General features: G+C 71.4%; 28 protein-coding genes. 16 read left to right on the forward strand and 12 right to left on the reverse strand.

The genetic code is table 11. The features are described from left to right. Window positions 1–39 precede the first annotated feature (39 nt). Window positions 40–270: a hypothetical protein gene (locus tag HNQ07_RS08475; RefSeq protein ID WP_184110642.1), complete on the forward strand. Its 231-nt coding sequence runs from the start codon at window positions 40–42 to the stop codon at window positions 268–270. A 29-nt stretch (window positions 271–299) separates the two neighbouring features. Beyond that, on the forward strand, window positions 300–605 hold the full coding sequence (locus HNQ07_RS08480; RefSeq protein WP_184110644.1) for a hypothetical protein: 306 nt from the start codon (window positions 300–302) through the stop codon (window positions 603–605). Window positions 606–614: 9 nt separating this feature from the next. Here the strand turns inward: HNQ07_RS08480 and HNQ07_RS08485 are convergent, their stop codons facing one another. After that, a complete protein-coding gene (locus HNQ07_RS08485; protein ID WP_184110646.1) occupies window positions 615–1,322 on the reverse strand; it encodes a dienelactone hydrolase family protein in 708 nt (235 codons plus the stop codon). Window positions 1,323–1,357: 35 nt separating this feature from the next. On the opposite strand from HNQ07_RS08485, the gene HNQ07_RS08490 reads away from it, so the two are divergent. Genes HNQ07_RS08490 through HNQ07_RS08500 form a run of 3 tightly spaced genes read left to right on the forward strand, consistent with a single transcriptional unit; the run spans window position 1,358 to window position 2,874 of the window. Further along, the gene (locus HNQ07_RS08490; protein WP_184110647.1) at window positions 1,358–2,260 is read left to right on the forward strand and encodes a P1 family peptidase; all 903 of its coding nucleotides are present in this window, start codon (window positions 1,358–1,360) and stop codon (window positions 2,258–2,260) included. 9 nt (window positions 2,261–2,269) lie between these two features. Further along, window positions 2,270–2,410, forward strand: coding sequence for an NUDIX hydrolase (locus tag HNQ07_RS08495; protein ID WP_184110648.1), 141 nt, complete (start codon window positions 2,270–2,272; stop codon window positions 2,408–2,410). After that, window positions 2,407–2,874 carry an NUDIX hydrolase gene (locus tag HNQ07_RS08500; RefSeq protein ID WP_184110649.1) on the forward strand — a complete coding sequence of 156 codons (468 nt, stop codon included), beginning with the start codon at window positions 2,407–2,409 and terminating at the stop codon, window positions 2,872–2,874. The genes HNQ07_RS08495 and HNQ07_RS08500 overlap by 4 nt, the downstream gene beginning before the upstream one ends. On the opposite strand, the gene HNQ07_RS08505 is transcribed toward HNQ07_RS08500, so the two are convergent. Further along, entirely contained in the window at window positions 2,861–3,592 is a 732-nt protein-coding gene (locus HNQ07_RS08505; protein WP_184110650.1) for a GNAT family N-acetyltransferase, read from the reverse strand. The two genes, HNQ07_RS08500 and HNQ07_RS08505, sit on opposite strands and share 14 nt — an antisense overlap. A gap of 126 nt (window positions 3,593–3,718) precedes the next feature. Here HNQ07_RS08505 and HNQ07_RS08510 point away from each other — a divergent pair, with 126 nt between their 5' ends. The 6 genes from HNQ07_RS08510 (at window position 3,719) to HNQ07_RS08535 (ending at window position 8,761) form a co-directional block, all read left to right on the forward strand. Next, window positions 3,719–4,054 (forward strand): hypothetical protein, encoded by a 336-nt coding sequence (locus HNQ07_RS08510; protein WP_229831882.1) that lies wholly within the window; start codon window positions 3,719–3,721, stop codon window positions 4,052–4,054. A gap of 73 nt (window positions 4,055–4,127) precedes the next feature. Next, window positions 4,128–5,642 (forward strand): uroporphyrinogen-III C-methyltransferase, encoded by a 1,515-nt coding sequence (cobA, locus tag HNQ07_RS08515; RefSeq protein ID WP_184110651.1) that lies wholly within the window; start codon window positions 4,128–4,130, stop codon window positions 5,640–5,642. A gap of 70 nt (window positions 5,643–5,712) precedes the next feature. Beyond that, window positions 5,713–6,279: a precorrin-2 dehydrogenase/sirohydrochlorin ferrochelatase family protein gene (locus HNQ07_RS08520; RefSeq protein ID WP_229831881.1), complete on the forward strand. Its 567-nt coding sequence runs from the start codon at window positions 5,713–5,715 to the stop codon at window positions 6,277–6,279. Next, window positions 6,276–7,373 (forward strand): glutamyl-tRNA reductase, encoded by a 1,098-nt coding sequence (gene hemA, locus HNQ07_RS08525; RefSeq protein WP_184110654.1) that lies wholly within the window; start codon window positions 6,276–6,278, stop codon window positions 7,371–7,373. The genes HNQ07_RS08520 and hemA overlap by 4 nt, the downstream gene beginning before the upstream one ends. Before the next feature lie 55 nt (window positions 7,374–7,428). Beyond that, entirely contained in the window at window positions 7,429–8,304 is an 876-nt protein-coding gene (ygfZ, locus tag HNQ07_RS08530) for a CAF17-like 4Fe-4S cluster assembly/insertion protein YgfZ (RefSeq protein WP_184110656.1), read from the forward strand. Next, window positions 8,297–8,761: a hypothetical protein gene (locus HNQ07_RS08535; RefSeq protein WP_184110658.1), complete on the forward strand. Its 465-nt coding sequence runs from the start codon at window positions 8,297–8,299 to the stop codon at window positions 8,759–8,761. Before ygfZ ends, HNQ07_RS08535 begins: the two co-directional genes overlap by 8 nt. A gap of 25 nt (window positions 8,762–8,786) precedes the next feature. Here HNQ07_RS08535 and HNQ07_RS08540 read toward each other — a convergent pair whose 3' ends face one another. From HNQ07_RS08540 to HNQ07_RS08550, 3 genes are all read right to left on the reverse strand, one after another. Beyond that, complete coding sequence (locus HNQ07_RS08540) at window positions 8,787–9,800, reverse strand: ABC transporter permease (RefSeq protein WP_184110660.1); 1,014 nt, start codon at window positions 9,798–9,800, stop codon at window positions 8,787–8,789. A gap of 37 nt (window positions 9,801–9,837) precedes the next feature. Further along, window positions 9,838–10,860, reverse strand: a complete 1,023-nt coding sequence (locus HNQ07_RS08545) for an ABC transporter permease (RefSeq protein WP_184110662.1) — start codon at window positions 10,858–10,860, stop codon at window positions 9,838–9,840. 95 nt (window positions 10,861–10,955) lie between these two features. Beyond that, window positions 10,956–12,674, reverse strand: coding sequence for an ABC transporter substrate-binding protein (locus HNQ07_RS08550; RefSeq protein WP_184110664.1), 1,719 nt, complete (start codon window positions 12,672–12,674; stop codon window positions 10,956–10,958). 238 nt (window positions 12,675–12,912) lie between these two features. Here HNQ07_RS08550 and HNQ07_RS08555 point away from each other — a divergent pair, with 238 nt between their 5' ends. From HNQ07_RS08555 to HNQ07_RS08570, 4 genes are all read left to right on the forward strand, one after another. Further along, window positions 12,913–13,932, forward strand: coding sequence for a D-alanine--D-alanine ligase family protein (locus HNQ07_RS08555; protein WP_184110666.1), 1,020 nt, complete (start codon window positions 12,913–12,915; stop codon window positions 13,930–13,932). A 61-nt stretch (window positions 13,933–13,993) separates the two neighbouring features. After that, window positions 13,994–14,461: a hypothetical protein gene (locus HNQ07_RS08560; protein WP_184110668.1), complete on the forward strand. Its 468-nt coding sequence runs from the start codon at window positions 13,994–13,996 to the stop codon at window positions 14,459–14,461. 144 nt (window positions 14,462–14,605) lie between these two features. Further along, entirely contained in the window at window positions 14,606–15,505 is a 900-nt protein-coding gene (gene ypfJ / locus HNQ07_RS08565; protein ID WP_184110669.1) for a KPN_02809 family neutral zinc metallopeptidase, read from the forward strand. A 114-nt stretch (window positions 15,506–15,619) separates the two neighbouring features. Next, window positions 15,620–16,303, forward strand: a complete 684-nt coding sequence (locus HNQ07_RS08570; RefSeq protein ID WP_184110671.1) for a M48 family metallopeptidase — start codon at window positions 15,620–15,622, stop codon at window positions 16,301–16,303. Between the two features lie 16 nt (window positions 16,304–16,319). Here the strand turns inward: HNQ07_RS08570 and HNQ07_RS08575 are convergent, their stop codons facing one another. The 3 genes from HNQ07_RS08575 to prfA are packed head-to-tail and all read right to left on the reverse strand — an operon-like array spanning window position 16,320 to window position 18,566. Beyond that, complete coding sequence (locus HNQ07_RS08575; protein WP_184110673.1) at window positions 16,320–17,000, reverse strand: Dph6-related ATP pyrophosphatase; 681 nt, start codon at window positions 16,998–17,000, stop codon at window positions 16,320–16,322. Beyond that, entirely contained in the window at window positions 16,997–17,482 is a 486-nt protein-coding gene (locus HNQ07_RS08580) for an NUDIX hydrolase (RefSeq protein ID WP_184110675.1), read from the reverse strand. The genes HNQ07_RS08575 and HNQ07_RS08580 overlap by 4 nt, the downstream gene beginning before the upstream one ends. Then, a complete protein-coding gene (gene prfA, locus HNQ07_RS08585; RefSeq protein WP_184110677.1) occupies window positions 17,469–18,566 on the reverse strand; it encodes a peptide chain release factor 1 in 1,098 nt (365 codons plus the stop codon). The genes HNQ07_RS08580 and prfA overlap by 14 nt, the downstream gene beginning before the upstream one ends. Before the next feature lie 258 nt (window positions 18,567–18,824). Here prfA and HNQ07_RS08590 point away from each other — a divergent pair, with 258 nt between their 5' ends. Next, window positions 18,825–19,787 (forward strand): homoserine dehydrogenase family protein, encoded by a 963-nt coding sequence (locus HNQ07_RS08590; protein ID WP_184110679.1) that lies wholly within the window; start codon window positions 18,825–18,827, stop codon window positions 19,785–19,787. 226 nt (window positions 19,788–20,013) lie between these two features. Here the strand turns inward: HNQ07_RS08590 and HNQ07_RS08595 are convergent, their stop codons facing one another. From HNQ07_RS08595 to HNQ07_RS08610, 4 genes are all read right to left on the reverse strand, one after another. Then, window positions 20,014–20,748 carry a cytochrome c biogenesis CcdA family protein gene (locus HNQ07_RS08595; RefSeq protein WP_184110682.1) on the reverse strand — a complete coding sequence of 245 codons (735 nt, stop codon included), beginning with the start codon at window positions 20,746–20,748 and terminating at the stop codon, window positions 20,014–20,016. A 4-nt stretch (window positions 20,749–20,752) separates the two neighbouring features. Next, complete coding sequence (locus HNQ07_RS08600; protein ID WP_184110684.1) at window positions 20,753–21,187, reverse strand: thioredoxin family protein; 435 nt, start codon at window positions 21,185–21,187, stop codon at window positions 20,753–20,755. A gap of 76 nt (window positions 21,188–21,263) precedes the next feature. Then, window positions 21,264–22,478: a hypothetical protein gene (locus tag HNQ07_RS08605; protein ID WP_184110687.1), complete on the reverse strand. Its 1,215-nt coding sequence runs from the start codon at window positions 22,476–22,478 to the stop codon at window positions 21,264–21,266. Further along, window positions 22,466–23,077 carry a sigma-70 family RNA polymerase sigma factor gene (locus HNQ07_RS08610; RefSeq protein ID WP_184110689.1) on the reverse strand — a complete coding sequence of 204 codons (612 nt, stop codon included), beginning with the start codon at window positions 23,075–23,077 and terminating at the stop codon, window positions 22,466–22,468. Before HNQ07_RS08610 ends, HNQ07_RS08605 begins: the two co-directional genes overlap by 13 nt. Window positions 23,078–23,082: the final 5 nt, after the last annotated feature.

The raw sequence follows: 23,082 nt of genomic DNA on the forward strand, positions 1-23,082 counted from the left end.
GCACACCCGTCCCCACCTCGCCCCCCGCAGCATGCGGACATGACCGGACACCGCAGCGACGAGACGCACGACCAGGCGCAGGAATACCACAGTGACGCCGAGAGCCTGCGGCACATCCCCAACGACTACGAGGACCGCGGCGTGGTGCAGGACAGCCCCGGCACCCACGACATCGGCGTGGAGCACGGCAACCCCAACCGCCAGAAGGCCGACGAGGACGACGACACCAACGGCCGCACGCTGGACGATGACCTGACGGCCAGGGGCTGAGCGTCGCTCCCGGCCCCTACACTGCGTCCATGACCGGTAAAGCCATCTCTCCGGACGACCGCGCCCGGCTCGATCAGGTGTTCATGCAGGTGGTGCTGGACGTGCAGGCCCAGCTCCAGCAGACCAAGCCCGTACAGGCCGGCACACTGGCTGCCATGTTCCACAAGGAGACCGTCAGCGACGGCCTGCAGGGCTGCGCCATGCTGATCGCCGGGTGGAACCAGGGGCGCGTGGACGACGCTGGCATGGCCCGCGCCACGAAGGCCCTGCGCGCCCTGGAACTGCCGGAGCTGGCCGGGCGCGTGGAGAAGCTGCGCGGCATCGACGAGGCCTGAGCGCGGAGATTACGCGTGGTCGCTGCGGCCGACCACGTGCTCGTCGAAGAAGGTCATCACGCGGCTCCACGCATCCTCGCTGGCGACCGCGTCGAAAGCTGGGCCGTGGTTGGCGAAGGAATGCCGCGCACCGGGGTAGATCTTGATGTCGTTCGGGATGCCGGCGGCCGTCAGTTCGGCCTGCATGCGTTCGCCCTGCTTCCTTGTGACGTCGCGCTCGGGGAACGAGCCGACCACCGGGCACGCGCGGCGCAGCGCCTCCGCGGGCCGCGGCGCGAAGCCGTAATAGGGCGCCACGGCCTTCACGTGGTCGTCCGTGCACGCCATGGCGACCGCGAGGCTGCCGCCCAGGCAGAAGCCCACCGCGCCCAGCCGCGCGGCGTCCACGCCGTCCAGATGGCCCAGCACGTCCAGTGCGCGGCGGGTGTCGTGCACGCCCTGGTGTTCCAGCGAGTTCAGGAACAGGCCGCCCATCAGGCGGACCATGCACGCGGCGGGGTGGCGGCCGCTGAACAGGTCGACCGCCAGCGCCACGTACCCCGCGCGGGCGAAGCGGGCGGTGATGGCGCGGATGTCGTCATTCAGCCCGAACGCTTCATGGATCACCAGCACGCCGGGCGCGGCGCCAGCATTCACGGCGGGCCGGTACACCTCGGCGTTCAGCGTGCGGCCGCCGGACTCGAAGGTCAGGGTCTGCTCCGGAACGGGTGTGGTCATGCCCCACGGTACGCCCGGCGTGGTGTAGTGGCGGTGTGACGCCCGCCAACGCGACCCTCACGGCCATTCCCGGTTTTCACGTCGGCCACTGGACGGACCCCGTCGGCCTGACCGGCTGCACGGTGATCCTGTGCCCGCCGGGGGGCGCGGTGGCGTCCGGGTCGTTCCTGGGGCCCAGCCCCGGCACGCGCGAGGGCGTGCTGCTGGCCCCCGAGAAGAAGGTCGAGCGCGTGCACGCCCTGCTGCTTACGGGCGGCAGCGCCTTCGGGCTGGCGGCGGCGGCCGGGGTGGTGCGCGTGCTGGAGGAGCGCGGCATCGGGCACGAGACGCCGTGGGCGCGCGTGCCCATCGTGCCGGCCGCCGTGATCTACGACCTCGGGGTGGGCGACCCCCGTGCCCGGCCCGGCGAGCGTGAGGGAGAGCTGGCGGCGCGGGCCGCGTCCGCGGGTGCCGTGCCGCGTGGCCGGGTGGGGGCGGGCACCGGCGCGACCGCCGGGAAGTACGCGGGCGTGGGCGCGGTGCCCGGCGGACTGGGCAGCGTGCTGGTGGAACGGCACGGCGTGCGGGTGGGCGCGCTGGCGGTCGTGAATCCGATCGGAGACGTGCTGGACGAATGCGGCGGCGTGCTGGCCGGGCCGGGGGTGGGGCCGGGCGCCGTGGCCTTCACGCCGGGCGAGGTGGAGAGCACCACGCTGGTGGCGGTGGTGACCGAGCACGCGCTGGGCAAGGCCGACTGCCGCCGCCTTGCAGACGCCGCCCAGACGGCCCTGGCACGCGTGATCCACCCCAGCCACACCTTCTGGGACGGCGACAGCGCCTTCGTCCTGAGTTCGGGCGCGCGGCCGCCCGCCGATCCGATGCTGCTGGGCGCGCTGGTGCAGGAGGCGGTGTGCGCGGCGGTGCGGGATGCGGTGCGGAGCGCGGCGTCTGGTGTGTAAGATGCTCATATGAGTACATTGGGCTATGTTTGTGACCTGCGGGCTGCTGTCGGTGCCCGGCCCGTCAACCTCATCGGCGTGGGCGCGGTGATCACGAATCCACGCGGTCACGTGCTGCTGGGCCGCCGCGCCGTGCAGGGGAGCGTATGACCGCCGCGGGATACGTGCGGCACCTGCGCGACCGGATCGGCCACGCGCCGGTGAACTGGGCGGGCGTGTGCGCCCTGCTGGTGACCGCGGACGGCGAGGTGCTGCTCCAGCAGCGCAGCGATACCGGCACGTGGGGCACGCCCGGCGGTATCGCGGAACTCGGCGAGGCGCTGGAGGACACCCTGCGCCGCGAACTGCTGGAGGAGACCGGCGTGAGTCCCCGCGAGCCGCTGCTGTTCACGGTGATCAGCGGCCCGGACACCTTCGTGCGGCTCCCCAACGGCGACGAGTTCTACCAGATCACGACCGTGTACGTGATCCGGCAGTGGGACAGCGACCTGCGCCCCGACGGTCACGAGGGCCGCGCGCTGCAGTTTTTCCCGCTGGACGCCCTGCCCGGCGACCTCGGGCCGGTCGACCGGCGGGCGCTGGACCTGCTGCGCGTGTGCTTCAGCGTGTACTGAGCCCGGGCGGCCGCGTGAAGGTCAGCCGCATGCCCGACAGCGCGAAGCCCGCGCGCAGGACATTGCGCTCGCTGCCGGTGCCGGGCGTGGTGAACACGGTGGCGAGCGTGGCTCCCGCCTGCCGGGCCGCGTGCAGCCGGGCGGCGATCAGCGCGGCCTGCACGCCGCGCCGCCGGGCGCCCTCCACGGTGGACATGCCGTACAGCGCGCCCACGTCGCCCGTGACGCCCAGCGCCCCGCTGCCGGCCGGCACTCCATCTACCTGGGCCACGAAGCGGCGTGTGCCGGGCGCGTGGCCCACGATCCGCATGATCTCCTCGCTGCCCGGCCCGAAGCCCTGCGCGGACAGGGCGGCCCAGGTGTCCGCATCCGGCTCCTCGTGCACGGGCAGCGGAACGTCCGGCAGCGTGTCCAGGGCGTGGGTGTACAGGTGCAGCACATAGTCCAGGGCGTACCCGCGCTCGCGCAGCAGTGGCAGGAGCGCAGGCGCGGCGGGGGAGAGCACGTGCAGGGTGGCGGGCGCGGCGTGCTGCGCGCTGAAGGTCTCGAAGGCGTCCAGTTCGGCGGCCGTGGGGGCGCGGGTGCCGTCGTGCCACGCCGTGTTGAGCGGCAGGCCCGGCGCCACGAACGCCGCGACCAGCGGCCCGAACCGCTCGGCCGTGCCGAAGTCCGCGTGTGCCGCCGCTTCCGCGTGAGAGATGCGCTGCCAGGAGTCCATGGCCGCAGGGTACTGCGTGAAGACCGTCTCAGCCGGACTACACATGGGCTTGAGCCGGGCTTCGGCTGACCTTGAGTGTGTGGCCCTTCGTGCCGTGTGGCGCGGCCAGCGCCCGCACGCTGGGGCATGCTCGCCTTTCACCCGCAGATGTTCGTGCGGATCGTCCAGCTGGACGGCCCGCGCGCCCCGGTGCCTCTGCCCCTGCTCAGCGGCTTTACCGAGAACCGCGCGTACCGCGTGGTGGGCGTGTACAACCCCTCCGAGTCGTCCGACGCGTATTTCATCCTGCCGAACGACCGCGAGGAGCTGTGGTTCATCTGTCAGCGTCACCTGCGCTTTGCTGGCCTGCACGACACGGCGGCCCACCACCTCGCGTGGCCCCTGAGCGCGGACGCTTCCCATCAGAGCGGCGGGGCCGCGGTGCCCTCCGGCGACGCGCTTCACGCGACGGCCTCGGACTGAGGGAGGCCAAAAGGTCAGGTCGTGAGACCTTTTGACCTTAGACAGCCTTCCCCGGGGAAGCTAGCCTGTCGGCATGAGTGATCCCGTCCCAGCGTCCCGCGCGTTCGTGTCCCTGATCGGGGCAGGCCCCGGCGATCCCGGCCTGCTCACCCTGCACGGAGCACGCGCGCTGCGGGAGGCGGATGTGGTGCTGTTCGACTACCTTGCCAACCCCGACCTGCTGCGCTTCGCACCGGACGCCGAGACGATCTACGTGGGCAAGAAGGGCTTTTCCGAGTACATCAGCCAGGAGCAGATCAACGCGCTGATCGTCGTCAAGGCGCAGGAAGGCGGGGGGCGGCGCGTGGCGCGCCTGAAGGGTGGGGACGTCTACGTGTTCGGGCGCGGCGGCGAGGAAGCAGAGGCCTGCGCGCACGCCGGGATTCCCTTCGAGGTCGTGCCGGGCGTGAGCAGCGCCATCGCCGCGCCCGCGTACGCCGGCATTCCCGTGACGCACCGTGAGATCGCCCGCAGCTTCGCCGTCCTGACCGGCAACACGCGGGAGGGCGGCGCGCACTATGAGCGGCTGTCCGGCGTGGACACCCTGGTGCTGCTGATGGGCGTGCGCAACCTGGAGCAGATCGCCGCGGAGCTGATCGCCGCAGGGCGGCACCCGGACACGCCCGCCGCGACCATCCAGTGGGGCAGCACGCCGCAGCAGCGCACCGTGACCGGCACCCTGACCACCATCGCGCAGGTGGTGCGGGACGCGGGGCTGGAGGCGCCCGCCGTGACCGTGGTGGGCGAGGTGGTGCGCCTGCGCGAGCAGCTGCGCTGGTTCGACCTCGCGGCGCACTTCGGCGGTCCGCTGGCCGGCAAGACGGTGGCCGTGACCCGCACCCGCGAGGGCGCGAGCGCGCTGGGCGACGTGCTGCGGGCACGCGGCGCGAGCGTGCTGGAGGTGCCGCTGATCCGCTTTGCGCCCACGGCCGACACCGGGCCGGTCGCGGACGCGCTGCACGACTTCGAGGGCTGGCTGCTGCTGACCAGCAATCAGGCGGTCACGGCGCTGTTCGCCTTCCTGGAGGACGCCGGCCTGGATGCCCGCGCCCTGGCCCGCGCGAAACTCGCGGCAGTCGGGCCGAGCACCGCGCGCAGCCTCGCGGAACGCGGCCTGCGGGCGGATTTTGTGCCGGACACGCCCGGCGCGCGGCACCTGGGTGCCCAGCTCCCCGCACGCCCCGGCGAGGCCACCCTGCACCTCACCTCGCAGCTCGCGGAAGATGATCTGGAACGCGCCCTCGCCGCCCGCGGCATCGGGTACGCCCGCGCCGAGCTGTACCGCACGGAACCCGCCGTGCCGACCGAGAACGTCCTCCAGCGGCTGAAAGAGGCGGCGGTCGTGACGCTCGCGTCGGGCAGCGCGGCGCGGCACCTCGCGGCGCTCGCCACCGCCGACTTCGATCCGCGGGCGCTGCCGGTCACGGCGATGGGCCCGCAGACGGCGGACGCGGCCCGCGCGGCGGGCTTCACCCGGATCACCGTGGCGGACACCGCCAGCCTGGAGGCCCTGGCCGACGCGGCTGAGCGGGCGGTGCGGCCGGACTAGCTGGCCGGGCGCGCCGTCCGACCGTTCGGTCGGGGACGTCAGCCCCTCATCCAGGGTCTAAGATGCGCGGGTGAGTCTGGCGGCCTTCCTCGAACTGCGCGGTGCGCGCGCCGTGGTCGTCGGTGGGGGCCGCGTGGCCGCCCGCCGCGCCCGCACGCTGCTGGACGCGGGTCTGGTCGTACATGTGATCGCCCCCAGCGTGTCCCAGGGCCTGCGCGACCTGCCCGTAACGGTCGAGCAGCGCTCCTACCACGCCGGTGACCTCGCGGGCGCGGCGCTCGTGGTGGCCGCCACCGACGTGGACGCGGTGAACGACGCGGTGGCCGCCGAGGCCCGTGCGGCCGGAGTGCCCGTGAACCACGCCGGGCACGCCGAGCGCGGCACCCTGCGCTTCCCGGCGGTCATGGAACGTGACGGCGTGCAGATCGCGGTCACGACGGGCCGGGAGCTGCCCATGCTCGCCCAGGCGCTCGCGGAGGCGACGGGGCCGCTGCTGCCGGACGCCGCGCACCTCGACGCGTGGTCGCGGCGGCGTGAGGCCGCCCTGAATGCTGCCCCCGACGACCGCACTGCGGCACTGGCTGGCCTGCGCGACGACATCCGCGCCCACCTGGGCCTGACCGGAGCGTCCGCATGACCCTGCGCTGCCCGACGGCCGAGGCCCTGATCCTCGCGTCCGGTCACCTCGCGCCGCTGCCTCTGGACTTCGCGGTGGTCGGCCTGAATCACCAGACTGCGCCCGTCGAGGTGCGCGAGCGTGCCGCCGTGCGCGCCGGCGAGGAGGGCGCGCTGCTGGACCACCTGTCCCGCCACGCCAGCGAGGTCATGCTGCTGAGCACCTGCAACCGCACCGAGGTGTACCTCGCGGGCCTGAGCGGCGATCCGATCGCCGCCTTCGAGGGCGCGTGGGGCCACGCGCTGGACGGCCACCTGTACGTGTACCACGGCGAGGACGCCGCCCAGCACCTCTACCGCGTCGCGGCCGGCCTGGACAGCCAGGTGATCGGTGAGACGCAGATCCAGGGGCAGGTCAAACGCGCGTGGCAGGACGCCCGGGAACGCGGCCTGAGTACCGGCCTGATGAACAAGATCGCGCAGGGCGCCCTGGCCGCCGGCAAACGCGTCCGCGCCGAGACGGGCATGGCCGACCATGTGGTCAGCGTGTCCAGCGTGGCGGTGGACCTCGCGCGCACGGCGCTGGGCGGCCTGGAGGACAAGGCCGTGCTGGTGCTGGGCGCGGGCGAGACGGCCGAACTCACGCTCACGCACCTGCGCGCCGCCGGGGTGCGGGACGTGACCGTGGTGAACCGCACCGCCGAGCGTGCCCGGCAGCTTGCCGAGCGCTTCGGGGGCCGCACCTGCGCCGCCGATCTGCTGCACGAGGCGCTGCCGCACGCAGACGTGGTGATCGCCTCCAGCGCCGCGCCGCACTACGTGCTGACGGCGGCGGGCGTCGAACACGCGCTGCAGGCCCGCCCCGAGCGGCCGATGGTCCTGATCGACATCAGCGTGCCGCGCATTCTCGACCCGGCCATCGCGGACGTGGCGGGCGCGCACCTGCGCAACATGGACGACCTGAGCGCCGTCGTGCGCCGCAGCCTCGACTCGCGCCGCGCCGCGCTGCCGCAGGCCGAGATGATCATCCGCGAGCAGACGGCCGACCTGGGCCGCTGGCACCTCACGCGCGGCGCCCAGCTGGCCCGGCGCGACCTGGCACACGCCTGCGACTGACCGGGCGCCGCCCACGCACACAAAGGCCGTCCGCGACATCCCGTACCCTGGGCGCATGTGGACTCGACTGCCCTCCTCCAGCCTGCGTCTGACCGGAGCGGACCGCGTGGACTTCGTGCAGGGCCAGATGACCGGCGACCTGCGCGGAGCGCCCATTCCCGGCATGGTGGCCGGGGCCTTCCTGAACGTGCGCGGTCAGATCGAGCACTTCGCGCGCGCGTACCGCCGCGACCTCGACGTGTACCTGCACCTCGACGCCGGGCAGGCCCCCACGCTGGCTGCCCGCCTGAAGCGCTACGTGATCTTCGACCAGGTCGAGATCCAGGACAGCACCGAGCTGCTCGCCAGCGTGCACGTGCACGACCCGGAGCAACTGGCCGGCTGGAACCCGGACGGTCCGGACGCGCAGCAGTTCGAGCTGGTGGGCATCACCACGCTGGCGGCCCGCGTGAACCGCACCGGCACGCCCGGCGTGGACCTGCACTACCTGCGCCGGCACGAGGACGCCCTGCTGGCCGCGCTGCCCGGCGGGGAGGGCACCCTGGCCGCCCTGAACGCCGCCCGCATCCGCGCCGGAATTCCCGATGTGGTGCGCGACGGCTTTACCGGCACCCTGCTCCAGGAGATCGGGCTGGACGTGGGCGGCCCCCTGCCGGCCATCAGCTACCGCAAGGGCTGTTACGTGGGTCAGGAGATCATGGCCCGCCTGGAGGCGCGCGGCAACGCCCGCTACCACCTCGTGCGGCTGGCCGGGGAGGGTCTGCCGGAGCGCGCAGAGGTCACGCAGGCGGGCCGCGTGGTCGGGCAGGCCGGCGAGCACGCGGCGGGCCTGAGCCTCGCGCGGCTGCGCAGGGAACTCACGGACGGCGCGGCCGTCGAGGTGGGCGGCGTGCCCGCCACCGTGACGCTGCTGACCGCCGCGCATGCTTGAAAGCCTGACCCGCGACCTGCGGAGCGGCACCCGGGCGGGCCTGCTGGGCGCCGCGCGGCGAGCGTATGGGCTGGCGCTGGCGGCGCTGGCCGTGCCCGGCACGGTGCTGGGCGCCCTGCTGCTGGTCGACCATGCCGGCACGACGCCCCTGGGTGCCGCGCTGGCGCTGTATGTCCTGGCGGTGGCGCTGGCCGGATGGGCGCTGCGACGGTCCCTGCACCTGGCCGCCCAGACCGACCTGCCGGCGCGGCAGACAGCTCTCACGGCGGCGATCCAGGCGGCCACCGCGCCCGGCGTGGTGTTCCTGCTGGGCTGCACGCTGGTGCGCCAGCCGCTGCTGCTCGCGGTTTTCTGGCTCACGGCCGCGCTGCTGCACGCGCGGATCTGGACGTGGCTGCCGGCGTGGGTGCGCGACCCGGAACCACCCGCGACAGACGAACGCCTGCCGTCGAGCTGACCGGCAGGCGTTTCAGGACGTCGGCTCAGCGCGTCTTGGGGTCGAGCGCGTCGCGCAGGCCGTCACCGAACAGGTTGAAGGCCAGGCTGAACACGATGATCACGGCCGCCGGGTACACCAGCACGTACCAGTACTCCGGCTTGAGCCACGCGCGGGCGAAGTTGATCAGCTGGCCCCACTCGCTGTAGCCGGGCTCGAAGCCCAGTCCCAAGAACGACAGCGCCGCGATCGCAAGCGGCGTCGTCGCCAGGTCCATCACGCCGATGGTGAACACGGTCGTGATCGAGTTCGGGATGATGTGCCGGGCGATCAGGCGCCAGTCCCGGGCGCCCAGGCCACGGGCGGCGTCCACGTACTCCAGCTCACGTGTGCGCAGCACGTCCCCGCGCACCACGCGGGCGTACCCGGCCCAGCCGGCCACACAGAACGCAATGATGATCGGGATGGTGGGATCGCCGCCTGGATTCTTGGCGCGCAGGATGGTCAGGATCACGACCGTCAGGATGATGCCCGGCAGCGCGAAGATGATGTCGATGAAGCGCTGGATCAGGTTGTCCACCCAGCCGCCGTAATAGCCGCTGATGGCGCCCATCACCACACCGATCGCCAGCGTGATGATCTCGATGATGAACGCGAGTTTCAGCGCCGTGCGGGTGCCCCACACCAGCCCGTAGTAGATCGAGTACCCGTTCACGGTGCCCATGGGCTGCTCGCTGCTGGGGCTGGACGGTTCCTGCGCGAAGCTGACCCGCTGCATCTTGTAACAGCTCTGCGGGGGCGCCAGGATCGCGCGCCAGAAGCCTCCGCCCAGCGGGTTATACACCTCGTTGGCGGTGGTGAGGTTCAGGTCGCGCAGGCAGTTGTCCGCCGGTTTGGCGAGCAGCGGCGCAAAGATGGCGACCAGGGCGAAGAACACCGAGATCAGCAGGCCGGTGATCGCCAGCGGGTTGCGCCGCAGCTTGCGCATGGCCGGACTCGTCCAGAACAGCTGCCAGCGCGTGCGCTGGTCCACAGGGATCGGAGCGTTCGCGGTGGTCATGCGGCCTCCTGGGCTCGGAAGAGGACAGCCGGGGACATCAGTCGAACCTCACGCGCGGGTCGATCACGCCGTACAGGATGTCCACCAGCGTCTGCAACACGACCACGATCAGCGCCGTGAGGAGGGCAAAGCCCAGCACCGCCGCGAGGTCGATCTGCGACGCGGCCTGCACCACCCACTGGCCCACCCCCGGGTACGCGAAGATCGTCTCGGTGATCAGCGAGCCGCCCAGCAGGCCGATGATCAGGAAGCCGCCCAGCGTGACCATCGGCAGCAGGGCGTTGCGCCGGGCGTGCTTGTTGTTCACGATGCGCGGAGCAAGGCCCTTGGCCCGCGCGGTCCGCACGAAGTCGCTGGTCAGCGTTTCCAGCATGGAGTTGCGCATCACGCGCACCATCTGCGGCGACAGCACGATGATCAGCGTCAGCGCCGGCAGGATCATGTGCTGGAGTACGTCCCACGCGATGTCCCAGCGGCCGTTCAGGGCGGCGTCGACCGTGAGCATGCCGGTGTAGCGGTGCAGGTCACCGACCGCGAACTGGTTCAGGACGCTCAGCTGTCCCGCGCCGGGCAGCCAGCCCAGGTAGGCGTAGAACACCGCCAGCATCAGGATCCCCAGCACGAAGGTGGGCAAACTGAAGCCGATGGTCGTGAACACGCGCACGATCTGGTCGATCAGCTTGTCCTTGTGCAGGGCGGCCAGGGTGCCCAGCCACACCGCGAACAGCAGGATCGGGATGGTGGTCAGCAGCGTCAGCTCGATGGTGGCGGGAAGCCGCTCCTGGATCGTTGCCACGACGTCCTTGCCGCTGGCCTTCGAGAAGCCCAGGTCGCCGTGGATCGTGCTGGTGAACCACCGACCGTACTGCACGGCAAACGGCTGGTCCAGGCCGCGGGCCTTGATGATCTCCTGCACGTGCGCGGCCTGCTGCTCGTTGCGGATATACGGCGCGGCGCGCTGCTCGGGCGACAGCAGCTGGGTCAGCCCGACGATGAGGAGAGACAGGACGAGCATCACCACGGGAATCTGGATGAGCCGTCTGACGATGAAATTCAACATAGGTGCCTCGGCAATGCGCTGTTCAGGGACGGACTTAAGCGGGGGGGCAGCCCGACGTGGGCCGCCCCGCCCGCTTCAGACGGGTCTGCCTGAGTTTACTTCTTGCTGAGTTCCTTCCAGAAGGTGCCCGTGTACGAGAAGCCCAGCATGGGGTTGTAGGTCTGTGCGGTCGAGCCGACCAGGTTGTCGCGCTGGAAGCCGTAGTTCACGGCGGCCGGCACCAGCAGGTACGGGGCCTGCTCGTAGGCGCGGTTGGCGACCAGCGAGTACAGGCGGTTGCGCTCGGCCTGGTTGACGGTGGTGCGGGCCTGATCCAGCCACTTGTCGACCTGGGCGTCCTTCCAGTTGCTGCGCGGGAAGTAGTAGCCGTTGGACGAGTAGAAGGTGTACAGGAAGTTGTCGGCGTCGGCGTAGTCCGGAGCCCAGCCGATGATGATCATGGCTTCCTTGCCGGCGTTGGAGTCCTTGAGCATTTCGCTCCACTGCTTGGCCTGGATCACCAGCTTGAACTTGGGGTTGATGGTCGCAAGGTTCTTCTGGAGGATTTCCATGGCCGTCTGGGCGCCCACGCTGCCGGCGCGGTAGTTGGCCGTGATGGTGAAGCCGTTCTTCCAGACGTTGCCGCCCCACGCGCGCTTGAAGTACGCCGTGGCCTGCTTGGCGTCAAAGGAGTACTTCTTGACCTTGGCGTCGTAGCCGGGGAAGGAGTCCGGGAGCAGCATGGTGCGCTGCATGCCCTTGCCCTTCTGCACGTCGGTGATGTACTGCTGGTAGTTGAAGGTGTACGCGAAGGCGCGGCGGACGTTCACGTCGCTGAAGAAGTTCGCGGGGATGCCGGCGCCGTCCAGCTTGCCGCTGCCCTGCGTGCCGTTGATCTTCTCGTTCATGAAGAAGCCGGTGGAGACCACGTTGGGCAGGTTGTCGATCCACACCACGCCGGACTTGCCCTTGACCTGTTCCTCGTCAACGGCGCGGCCGCCACCCTCGATCAGGTCGGCGTCGCCGCGCAGGAAGGCCTGCTGGCGGGCGGCCAGTTCCGGCACCTTCTGGATGATCACGTTCTTGATGGCCGGCTTCTTGCCCCAGTACCCGTCGAAGGCGGTGGCAAGCAGCGCATTGGCGTCACGGCGCACCAGCTTGTACGCGCCGGTGCCGCTGGGCTGCTTGTTCAGGGCCGAGTTGTCCAGGCCCTCCTTGCCGGCCCAGTCCATGAAGGTCTTTTCGGTGCCGTCCCACTCGCCGATCTTGATGGCCCACTGCTTGTCGACGATGCCCATCCACGACGCGGCCAGCTTGGCCAGGAAGGCCGGGTCAACCTTGACCAGGTTGAACACCAGCTGGCCGTTGTTGTTGCACTCGACCGCCTTGTCGATCTTCGCCCACGTGACGTTCTTGTCGTCCTTGGCGTTGCTCTGTGAGCCCACCAGCGGCTCGGCCAAGAACCAGTTGCCGCTGTCGCTGGTGTTGGTCACCAGGTCGCGCTCGTAGGTGTACTCGGCGTCCGCGCAGGTGAAGGCGTTGCCCGAGTGGAACTTGACGTTCTTGCGCAGGTCGAAGGTGTAGGTCTTGCCGCCATTGCTGATCGTCCACTTGGTGGCCAGCATGGGCTCGAGGTCGCGCACGCTGCTGCCCTTGTAGGTGACCAGGGTCTCGTAGATGTTCTCGATGACCTGGCCGCTGGCCGTGTCGTAAGCAATGGCCGGCTCCAGCGTGGGGATATCGGCCGACTCCTGGATGACCAGGGTGTCGGCGGGAGCGGCAGCCAGCGCGGTCGAGACGATGAGCATGGAGCTGAGCATTACCAGTTTCTTCATATGCCTCCTGAACTGCTGACGGTGAGGACGAATTCGGGCGAGTTGCGCGGACTGTCTGTCACCTGTCTAGTGTGTGGACGCCGGGCATCATAGCGTAGGCGAAACGGCCTAGGTGTGAACTCTATTGGAATGCGTCCAGCGGGGCCGATTCGCGGAGTGTCATGCACACGATGAGGGTGATGAGCACCCGGCGTATGAGACGGCATGTATGGGCCATGAGCGTGACATACTGCGCCGCGTGAAGAAGCGCATCCTGCTGCTGGCCGGCGGTCAGTCCGGTGAACATGAGGTCAGCCTGATGAGCGCCCGCAGCGTCCTCGCGGCCCTGCCGCCTGACCAGTTCGACGTGACCCCGGTGGTGATCAGCAAGGAGGGCCGCTGGCTGCCGCCCACCCAGACCCAGCACGCCCTCGAGCAGGGTGTGGCCCCCAGTGGCGGCGACCTGGTGCTGCACCGCGCCGCCAGCGCCGAGGGCTACGACGCGGTCTTTCCGATCCTACACGGCCCCATGGGCGAGGACGGCACCGTGCAGGGCCTGCTGACCCTGGCCGGCATTCCCTTCGTGGGCAGCGGCGTGCTGGGTTCGGCCGTGAGCATGGACAAGGTGATGACCAAGCAGGTGCTCGCGTCGGCCGGCATCGCGCAGGTGGCGTGGCGGCTCGCGGTGCGCCGCGAGTGGACAGACCGGCCGGAGGCGGTTCGCGCCAGCGCCGACGCCCTGGGGTACCCGCTGTTCGTGAAGCCCGCCAACCTGGGGTCCAGCGTTGGCATCAGCAAGGTGCACGGTCCGGACGAACTGGACACCGCGCTCACGCTGGCGTTCTCGCTCGACCGCCGCGTGATCCTGGAGGCCATGACCACCCACCGGCCCCGCGAAGTCGAGGTGGGCATCCTCGGGAACGACGCGCCCATTGCCAGCCCGGTCGGCGAGCTGCGTTTCGGGGCCGAGTTCTACGACTACGAGACGAAGTACACCGAGGGCCGCGCCACCATGCATATTCCCGCGCCGCTGCCCGAGGGGGTCGCCGCGCGCGTGCGGGAACTGGCCCTGCGCGCCTTCCGCGCCCTGGACTGCGCGGGCCTGGCGCGGGTGGACTTCTTCTATGTCGAGGAGACCGGCGAGGTGCTGCTGAACGAGGTGAACACCATGCCGGGCTTCACCACGACCAGCATGTACCCCAAGCTGTTCGAGGCCGCCGGCCTGAGCTACAGCGCCCTGGTGGCGCGCCTGGTGGAACTCGCCCTCGAACGCCGCTGACGGGCCGCCGGCCGCGGTCACTCCCGTGAATGGATCACATCTGCGTCCCGTACCCTGGGGCATGGAGAGCGTGGCCGAGATCCTGGGTGTCCTGGCCGGGGCGCTGCTGGCGACCGTGACCGTGACGGCGGGGGCCGCGCTGCCCCCCCGCACCGCCCAGCCCGGCGCGCTGCTGGGGTTCCTCGCGCTGGCGGTGCTGGTCGCGGCGGTGCTCGTGACGGGTGACGCCATGGCGCGCAGTTTCGGCGTGGTGTACGTGCTGCTGGGCGCCGTCGCGGCCCTGGCGCTGGGCGCGCCGCGCTGGCTTGCGTGGCCCGGCCTGGAACGCCCGTGGGTGCCGCCCGGCCTGGGCGTTGCCCTCCTGCTCGCACTGATCGGCGTGGGCCTCGGCGTCGACGCCGTGCTGTCGCGGATGCTGGCACCGGCCCTCAAGGCGCCGGCCTCGAGCGGTGTGGTGAACGGACTGCTGATCGGCGCGCTGGGCGCGGTGCTGTTCACGGGCGGCGCGGCGCTGCGCCGTCGCCGCTGAGCCGGCCTCCGTCCGGAAACCGTAAAGGGAGGGTCAGGCCGGGGCGGGCGGCGCGGACCTACAATGGCCGCAGCGCCGCGCCCAGCGCCGGGGGTTCCGGAACGGTCCCGTCGGCAAGCGCGGCCACCAAGGAGCGCACTCACTATGGACTGGAAAAACCTACCCGGGAGTGGAGGCGGCGTCGAGGATCGCCGCGGAGCGGGCGGCCTGCCCGGCGGCGGCATCGCCGTGGGCGGGATCGGCGGCCTGATCATCGCGCTGATCGCGCTGTTCTTCGGCATCGACCCCAGCGTGATCCTGGGCGGCGGCAACGGCGGCACGACCCAGACCCAGAGTCAACCCCAGACGCGCTCTCAGACACAGCCGCAGGGCCAGTCCGGCAGCAGCCAGGCGACCGACGAGGCCTATCAGTTCGTGGACCGGGTGCTGGGCAGCACGGATCAGGTGTGGGAAAGCATCTTCAAGCAGGCGGGCCGCACGTACACCGACCCCCGGCTGGTGCTGTACACCCGCGGCACCCAGAGCGGTTGCGGCACGGCCAACAGCGCCGTGGGGCCCTTCTACTGCCCGCTGGACAACAAGGTGTACCTCGACACCAGCTTCTTCTCCATGATGCAGAGCCAGCTCGGCGGCGGCGGGGACTTCGCGTACTCGTACGTGATCGCGCACGAGGTCGGGCACCACGTGCAGAACGAACTCGGCATCGCCGATTCGGTCGAGCGCAAGCAGCGCGCCGCGCGGACCGAGGCGGAGGCGAACTCGTACTCGGTGCGCATGGAACTCCAGGCCGACTGCTTCGCCGGCGTGTGGGGCAACAAGGTGCAGCAGCAGGCGAACATCACGCAGGCCGACGTGCAGGAAGCGGTCAAGACCGCCCAGGCGATCGGGGACGACAACCTCCAGCGCCAGGCGCGCGGATCGGTGGTGCCGGACTCGTTCACGCACGGCAGCAGCCAGCAGCGCGTGAACTGGTTCATGACCGGCTTCAAGAGCGGCGATCCCAACCAGTGCGACACCTTCAGCAAGGCGTACAACCAGCTCTGAGGGCGGCGTAAGCAGGGGCGCGGGCGGCAGAGGCCGGCGCGCCCCTGCTCTCATGAGGGCCGAACGTGAACCGCGTTCCAGCAGGACACGGCGGAATCTGCTTCGCTGGACGCCATGACGGACGAGTGGGCCATCTCCGGAGTTCCCGTGCAGCTGCGGCGCAGTCCGCGCCGGCGCACGGTGGCCCTCCAGGTGCGGCCCGGCGAGATCACCCTGTACGCTCCGGTCCGCGTCCCCCTGACCCGCCTGCGCGAGATCGTGGACGCCCGCCGCACGTGGATCGAGCACCACCTCGAGCAGTACGCCGCCCGCCCGGCGCCCGGGTGGTCGTTCACGGACGGGGCCACGCTGCCGTTCCTGGGCGAGCCCCTGCGGCTGACCACCACGCAAGGGCTGCATGCCACGCGGCGCAAGGGCGACGCGCTGCTGGTGCCGCCCGGCTCGCCGGACGAGACCGAGGCGCGGGTGGAGCGCTGGACACGCGCCGCGTGTCTGCCCCACTACCGCACGCTGGTGGAGGACGCCGTCGCGCGCCTGGGCGCCCGCCACCGGCTGGGCCGCGTGGAACTCAGCCGCGCGCAGTACCGCTGGGGCAGTTGCAGCGCGCGGGGCGACATCCGCCTGCACTGGAAACTCAGCCGCGCGCCCCGGCCGGTGCTGGAGTACGTGGCGGTGCACGAGGCCGCGCACCTGCTGGAGTTCAACCACTCGCGTGCGTACTGGTCGCTGGTGGAGGGCGTCCTGCCGGACTACCGGGCGCACCGCGCGTGGCTGAAGGAGCACGGCCACACCCTCTGACCCCGGCCGGAGCCCTTCACGCCAGCACGAAGTCGAGCGTCGCCACGCGCAGCGGTCCCTCGCCGGTGTGGTGGACGCCCAGCGGGCCGGGCGCCAGGGACAGGGCGCGCGTGAAGTCCGGGCCGTCCACCAGCACGGTGTGGTACTCGCCGTTCTCGCCGCACGCGTCGGCGCCCAGGGCCTCGATCTCGCGCACCAGGGCGGCGTCCAGTTCCCGCCCGAGGAGCCCCACAGGCAGCGCGTCCTCGCGCACCGCGACGATCCGCGCGCGGAAGCCCAGGCCCAGCAGTTCGTCCACCAGCGTCCGGCGCGGCTCCAGCCACAGCGGCAGCTCCGGCGCCAGACCGGCCGCCGCGCAGACCTTCTCCTCCCACTCGCGGTGGGGCTGGAGGTCGATGTCCCCGAACACCGCGCCGGTCGCGCCGGCCCCCGCCGCCCGCGCCAGCAGCGCCGTGAACTCGGCCTCGTATGCCGCCCAGCTCGCGGTCGCCGTCCACAGCGGCACGCCCAGTGCGTCCGCCTGCGCCCGCAGCACCTCGGGGCGCAGGCCGTGCGAGCGGGTGCGCGCGCCCGTCTCGTCCAGCACGTTCAGGATCGCCACAGGCCGACCGCCCGCGCGCCGGACGCGGTGGAACGCGAGCGCGCTGTCCTTCCCGCCGCTCCACGACGTCACGAAGGGCGTGCCCGGGGCGCTCACTTCAGGCCCGGAATGCGCAGGCCGCCCCGGCCGTCCCAGCCCTTGAAGGCGTAGAAGCGCCCCGGCTCGCCGGTCAGCAGGTAATCGCTCAGCGGCTCGCGCATGGGCGGCGATTCCAGTTTCTCCAGCGCCTCCTCGGTCGTGCAGAAGCGCGCCTCCACGATGAAGCCGTCGGGATCGGCGGGGTTCAGCAGGCCGTCCCATGTCGCCTCGAAGGCCACCGCGATGGCCCGCTCGCCGCGGCGCTCGTCCTCGATGTGCACGGTGTACGCCATGTGCTTGATGCCCGTGAGCTTCAGGCCCGTTTCCTCGAAGATCTCGCGGTACAGCGCCTCGGGCAGCGTCTCGCCCGGCTCGACCACGCCGCCGGGCAGGGTGTGGCGCACCCGGCCGTGGCCCTGCCAGTCGTTCCCGACCAGCAGCACCCGCCCGAAGCGGTCGCGCAGGATGCCGGCCGCGACCAGCAGGTCACGCCGCCCCATGCTCGTCCTCCTGGCTCATCGCCAGCAACTGCCGCTCGCGTTCCGCGCGGCCCAGCGCGGCCACGATGGGGGAGAGCGCGCCTGCCATCACCACGTCCAGCGGGGAGTTCTTGTCGTCGCCCTCCAGCCGGTGGTCCGTCACGCGGTTCTGCGGGTAGTTGTACGTGCGGATCTTCTCGCTGCGTTCGCCGCTGCCCACCTGCGACGCGCGCTCGGTTCTCTCCTGCGCGTCACGGGCTGCGCGCTCCCGCTCGGCCAGGCGCGACGCGAGCACCTGCAGGGCCTTCTCGCGGTTCTTGATCTGCGAGCGGCTGTCCTGGCACACCACCACGATCTCGTCCGGCGTGCCGGCGCGGTACACGGCCCGCACCGCGCTGTCCGTGGTGTTCACGCCCTGCCCGCCCGCACCCTGAGAGCGGTACACGTCGATCCTGACCTCGGACACGTCGAGGTGCACCTCGTCCGGCTCGGCCTCCGGCAGCACCGCCACGGTCGCCGTGCTGGTGTGGATGCGGCCCTGAGATTCGGTCGCGGGAATGCGCTGCACCCGGTGCACGCCGCGCTCCCACTTGAAGGCCCGGAACGCGCCGTCGCCGCTCACCTCGGCCACCACCCGGCTTGCGCCGCCCAGATCGGACTCGTTCGCGTCCAGCACGCTCACCTTCAGGCCCGCGCCGTCGGCGTAGCGGGTGTACAGACGCAGCAGGTCCATCACGAACAGGCCCGCCTCGGCCCCGCCGGTGCCGGCGCGCAGTTCCAGCACCACGTCCTTGGCGTCGTCCGGGTCCGTCGGCAGGAGCAGCACCTCCAGTTCCGACTCGATGGCCTCCAGCCGCGCCGAGAGCTGCGCCACCTCGCCCGCCGCCAGCTCGCGCATGTCGGGATCGGTCAGCAGTTCCCGCGCGCCCGCCAGATCGCCCCGGAGTTCATCCCGTTCGCGCAGCAGCGTCGCCAGCGGCAGCAGCTCCCGGTGCCGGCGCGTCAGGCGGGCGTACTCCCGGCCGTCCGCCAGCGCCGCCGGGTCGCCCAGCCGCCGCTCGACCAGTCCGAACTCGGCCGCCAGCTCCTCCAGTCGGGACGTCATGCGGCTTCCCGCAGGGCGAGGCGGGCTCTACCGGGCCGGACGGAACACGCGGGCTGACCGCGACGTCCCGGCACACACGGCCGCAGCGTCACGTGACATACGCCGTTCGCCCCGGCAGACGCCACGGCGAACCCACAGCCGACCCCCACGCGCAGGGCGGCAGACAGACTCTTGACACAACGCACATGCCGGCAGTCTACCGCCCACACCTAACCCGCCCCAGCGGCCCGCTCCTTACGTGACGTTACAGTCCACTGCATGCGAACCGTCACCGTCGGCGTCCTGGGCAGCGGTACCGTGGGCCAGGACGTCCTGAACCTGATCGAGCGCCGACAACGCGTCTTCGCGGATATCGGCGTGGAGATCGTCATCGCTGGCGTGCTCGTCCGCGACGTCACCAAGCCCCGCGCCATTCCCGCCGGCATCCGGGTCACCGACACCTGCGACTTCCTGCAGGAGTGCAACGTCGTCATCGAGTGCATGGGCGGCGTGGACCGGCCGCTGGACCTGCTGCGCAGCTACCTCCGCAGCGGCCGGCCGCTGATCACAGCGAACAAGGCCATGCTCGCCGAACGCTGGAACGAACTGCGCGAGTATGCCCTAGGCGGCAAGCTGTACTACGAGGCCAGCGTCATGGCCGGTACCCCGGTCATCGGGCCGATGAGCACCGTACTGCGCGCCAGCACCTTCACGCGCCTCCAGGCGGTGCTGAACGGCACGTGCCTGTACATCCTGACGCAGATGGAGGCCGGCAAGGACTACGCCCAGGCCCTCGCCGAGGCGCAGGCCCTGGGCTACGCCGAGGACCCGCCCACCCTCGACGTCGGCGGCTTCGACACTGCCCACAAACTGACCGTCATGGCCCGCTTCTGCGCCGACGGCGACTTCGCCTACGACGACGTGCAGGTTCAGGGCATCGACCGGGTCACCCCGCAGGACATCCAGGACGCGCACGCGGCCGGTCAGCGCATCAAGCTCGTCGCCTCGCTCGAACGGGACGGCGACGGCTGGGCCGCCCGTGTCGCGCCGCAGCGCCTCCCGAACGACCACCCGCTGTGCACTGCCGGAGACAACCGCAACGCGCTGGTGTACGAGGCCGAGGAGAGCGGCACACTGATCTTCGCCGGCGGCGGGGCGGGCGGGATGGTCACGGCGTCCGCGATGGTAGGCGACCTGCTGGACTACCTGCTGGGCTTCCCGGGCCACGTGCCGCTGCACTGAACGGTCGAGCGCGGTGGCCCCAGCCCCATGCGTTGGTGCCGTCAGCGCCCGTGCGATTCACGCCCAGCATCGTCCGGTCAGCCGCGCACTGGAACGCCTGTGCTGTCCATCCGGTCTGCAGGAGCAAGCCGGTGCCCTCACCGCTGCTGATCCGCCCTGCTCCTCACGACGGTTCGTGGCTCAGGCCATGATGCCGGCGCGGACTTGCTCACGCCACAGTCCTGCGTCACTTGGCCTGCCGGTCCAGTTCGGTCTGCACGGCGGCGGTCTGCTCGAGGAAGGTCAGGTTCTGGAGGGCGGGCACCGACTCGACGAGGTAGGTCTCGAAGCGCCGGTCCGCGCCGTAGACCATGCCGATCGCAAACAGCACCAGGATCACGCCGAAGGCCTGCTGGACGGTGTTCAGGCGGCCGAGCAGGGCGGGGCGGTGCAGCAGGCGGCGGCCGCCCCACATCACGCCGAGCATGGGGAGGGCCACCCCCAGGGTGTACGCGAGCGTGACGAGCGCGGCGAAGGCGGTGACCTGGCCGCTCAGGGCAAGGGTGGTGACACTTGCGAGGATCGGGCCGACACACGGCGTCCAGATGACGCCCAGGGTCACGCCGACGAGCACGCCGCCCAGGAAGCCGGCGCCGTCCGGGCCGCGCCGCTGCGGCAGGACGCGGCTGGCCATGAGCTCGAAGCGGGTGTGGAGCGCGGGGACGGCCAGCGTGACGCCGAAGCCGAGCAGCAGCGCCACGGCGGCCCAGCGGACGGCGTCCGGGCTGAGGTTCAGGGCGCTGACGACGCTGGCGAAGAACAGCGTGAGCAGCACGAACGACGCGGTAAACCCCGTGATGATGCCCAGCGGCCGACCACGGCCGCCGACAGTGCCGGACAGCAGCACGGGAAGCACCGGCAGGACGCAGGGCGACAGCACCGTGAGGACGCCGCCCAGAAAGGCCACCACGATCAGCAGCATGGGCCTACATCTTCTTGGGGAACGCGGCGGCGAGGATGGCCTTCAGGCCGCCGCCCCGCAGGCCGCTGCCCGCCCATTTCTTCACGGCCCGGCCGGTGCCGTCCACCAGCACGAAGGTGTCCTGCACGGGAATGCCGTACTGCTTTTTCAGGGCCGACTCCTTGTCGAAATCCGCCTTGAAGATCACGACGTCGGCGGGAATCGAGGCGGCATTCCTGACGATGTCGGCCTCGTCGGCGCGGCAGTTGGGACACCACGTGGCGTGGAAGAACAGGATGCGGCGCTGTTCCTTGGCGGCGTCGAAGGCGGCCTTGGTGTACTCCTGGTAGCCGCGCGGCATGGTCATGTCGTGGCCAGCCATGGCGGGTGTGGTCATGCCGGCCACGGCCACTCCGGCTAGGGCAGCGCTCAGGGCGGCAGCAGTCAGGGACGGGTTCATGCGCATACGGGGCCTCCGGGGGGCAGCTCGTCGGTGGACGGCTGTGGTGTAGGTACGGCGCGGCTGGGCTGGAGGTTCAATCCCGGCGCTCCGCGGGGTGTTCGACGGTGCCGGTGGTCTGGAGCCGCGCGTCCAGCACGCGCAGGCCGCGCCCGCCCTCCGCGACGGCGTAGGTGCCGTCCGGGAGGGTCGTGACGTCCATGGGGTGCGTGACCTTCACCTGCGTGACCTGTCCGCTGCGCAGATCGATGCGGGTCACCATGCCTCCCCGGTCGCTCAGGAGGGCCGAGTCGCCGTTCACCGTGAGTTTGTCCGGGTGTCCGGTGACCGTCCACGTGCGCGTGATCTGTCCAGCGAGGTCGAGACGCAGCAGGCGGCCGGTCACGTCCAGCGCGAGCAGGCCGCCCCGCACCGGCGCGAGGGCGACGGGCATGCCGCCCAGGGACACGCGGGCGCGGACGGCCAGCGTGTCCGGGTCGAGCAGGCACAGGTCGCCGCTCAGGTGGTGCGTGACGTACAACGTGCCGTTCAGCAGCAGCACGCCGTCCATGACGTCCGCGAGCGGCATGCCCGGCGCGGTGGCGATGGTGACCCGCGCGCCGTCCAGCGTGCCGACCTGCCCTCGCACGCTCTTGAAGTACACGTGGCCGCCGTCCGCAGTGCTGCTGGCCGTCAGGCCGGCCACGCCCTCGGGGACCGGGTAGGTCCGCACGATCCCCAGCGGGGATGTCCGCACCTCCAGCACGCGGTCGTTCGCGGCGTCCGCGAGGAACACGTGCCCGCCCAGGCGCACGCCCTCGGTGAACCACGCAGTCTGTGCGCCGCCACTGGGGACGCTGGCCGTCACGCGCCCGCCCTGCACCACGCTGATGGTGCCGGCATGGTCGTTGCTGGCGATCACCAGCGGCCCGTCCACGCTGACCACCACCGCCGGGTCCGGCAGCGCCGCGGCCACGCCCTGCGACCGGCTGAGCAGACTGCCGAGGGTGAGCACGCCCACGACGACGGCCGCGGCGCCCAGCGCGGCCGGCCACCAGCGCCGCGCGGGCGGCGTGTTCCGGGCGGCGGCCAGCACCCGCGTCCGCAGCGCCGGGGGGGGCGAGGCGGCCGGCACGTCCTCCAGCAGCGCGAATTCCAGGTCGCGCAGCAGCGCGTCGTGGGCGCGGCAGGCGGCGCAGGTGCGCAGGTGCTCGTGGGCGGCCACGCTCAGGGCGGCCCCCGTCTGCGCGCGGCGCTCCAGCTCGTCCTGCACGTCCGGGCACGCACCGACGTGTGGGTCTAGTCCAGCCATGCGCCCACCTCCTCGCCCAGCACGCGCTTCAGGTGCTTCAGGGCGTAACTGACCCGGCTCTTCACCGTGCCCACCGGAACGGCCATCTGCGCGGCGATCTCCTCGCGCGTCTGCCCGCGCAGGAACGCGCGCTCCACCGTCTCCCGGTGCGGGCCGGACAGCTCCGCGAGGGCCGCGCGGATACGCTCGCGGCGCTGCGCCGTCTCGGAGTGGTGGTCCGGGCCAGGCCGGCTGTCCGGAAGCGGAAGCTCCGCACCGTCCTCGGCGTACAGCGGCACGGTCGTCCGGGTGGCCCGCAGACGGTCCAGGCCGCGCGAGCGGGCCATGACCAGCAGGAAGGCCCGCAGGCTGCCGCGCGACGCGTCGAAGGCGGCCGGCTTGTCCCACAGTTTCAGGAACACGTCCTGCGTCACCTCCTGCGCGCTCCCGTCATCGAGCATCCGGAGCAGCACGCCGTACACCGCGCCGGCATGCGCGTCGTACACCTCGGCCAGGGCGGTCTCGTCGCGGCGGCGCAGCCGGGCGACCACGGCCGCGTCGTCCAGCGCGGCGGCCCGCTCCCCGGAGGAAGGGCCGCTCAGCATCCGGGCGTCAGCCATGGGTA

The sequence above is a fragment of the Deinococcus metalli genome (assembly GCF_014201805.1).
Taxonomy (GTDB): Bacteria; Deinococcota; Deinococci; order Deinococcales; family Deinococcaceae; genus Deinococcus; species Deinococcus metalli.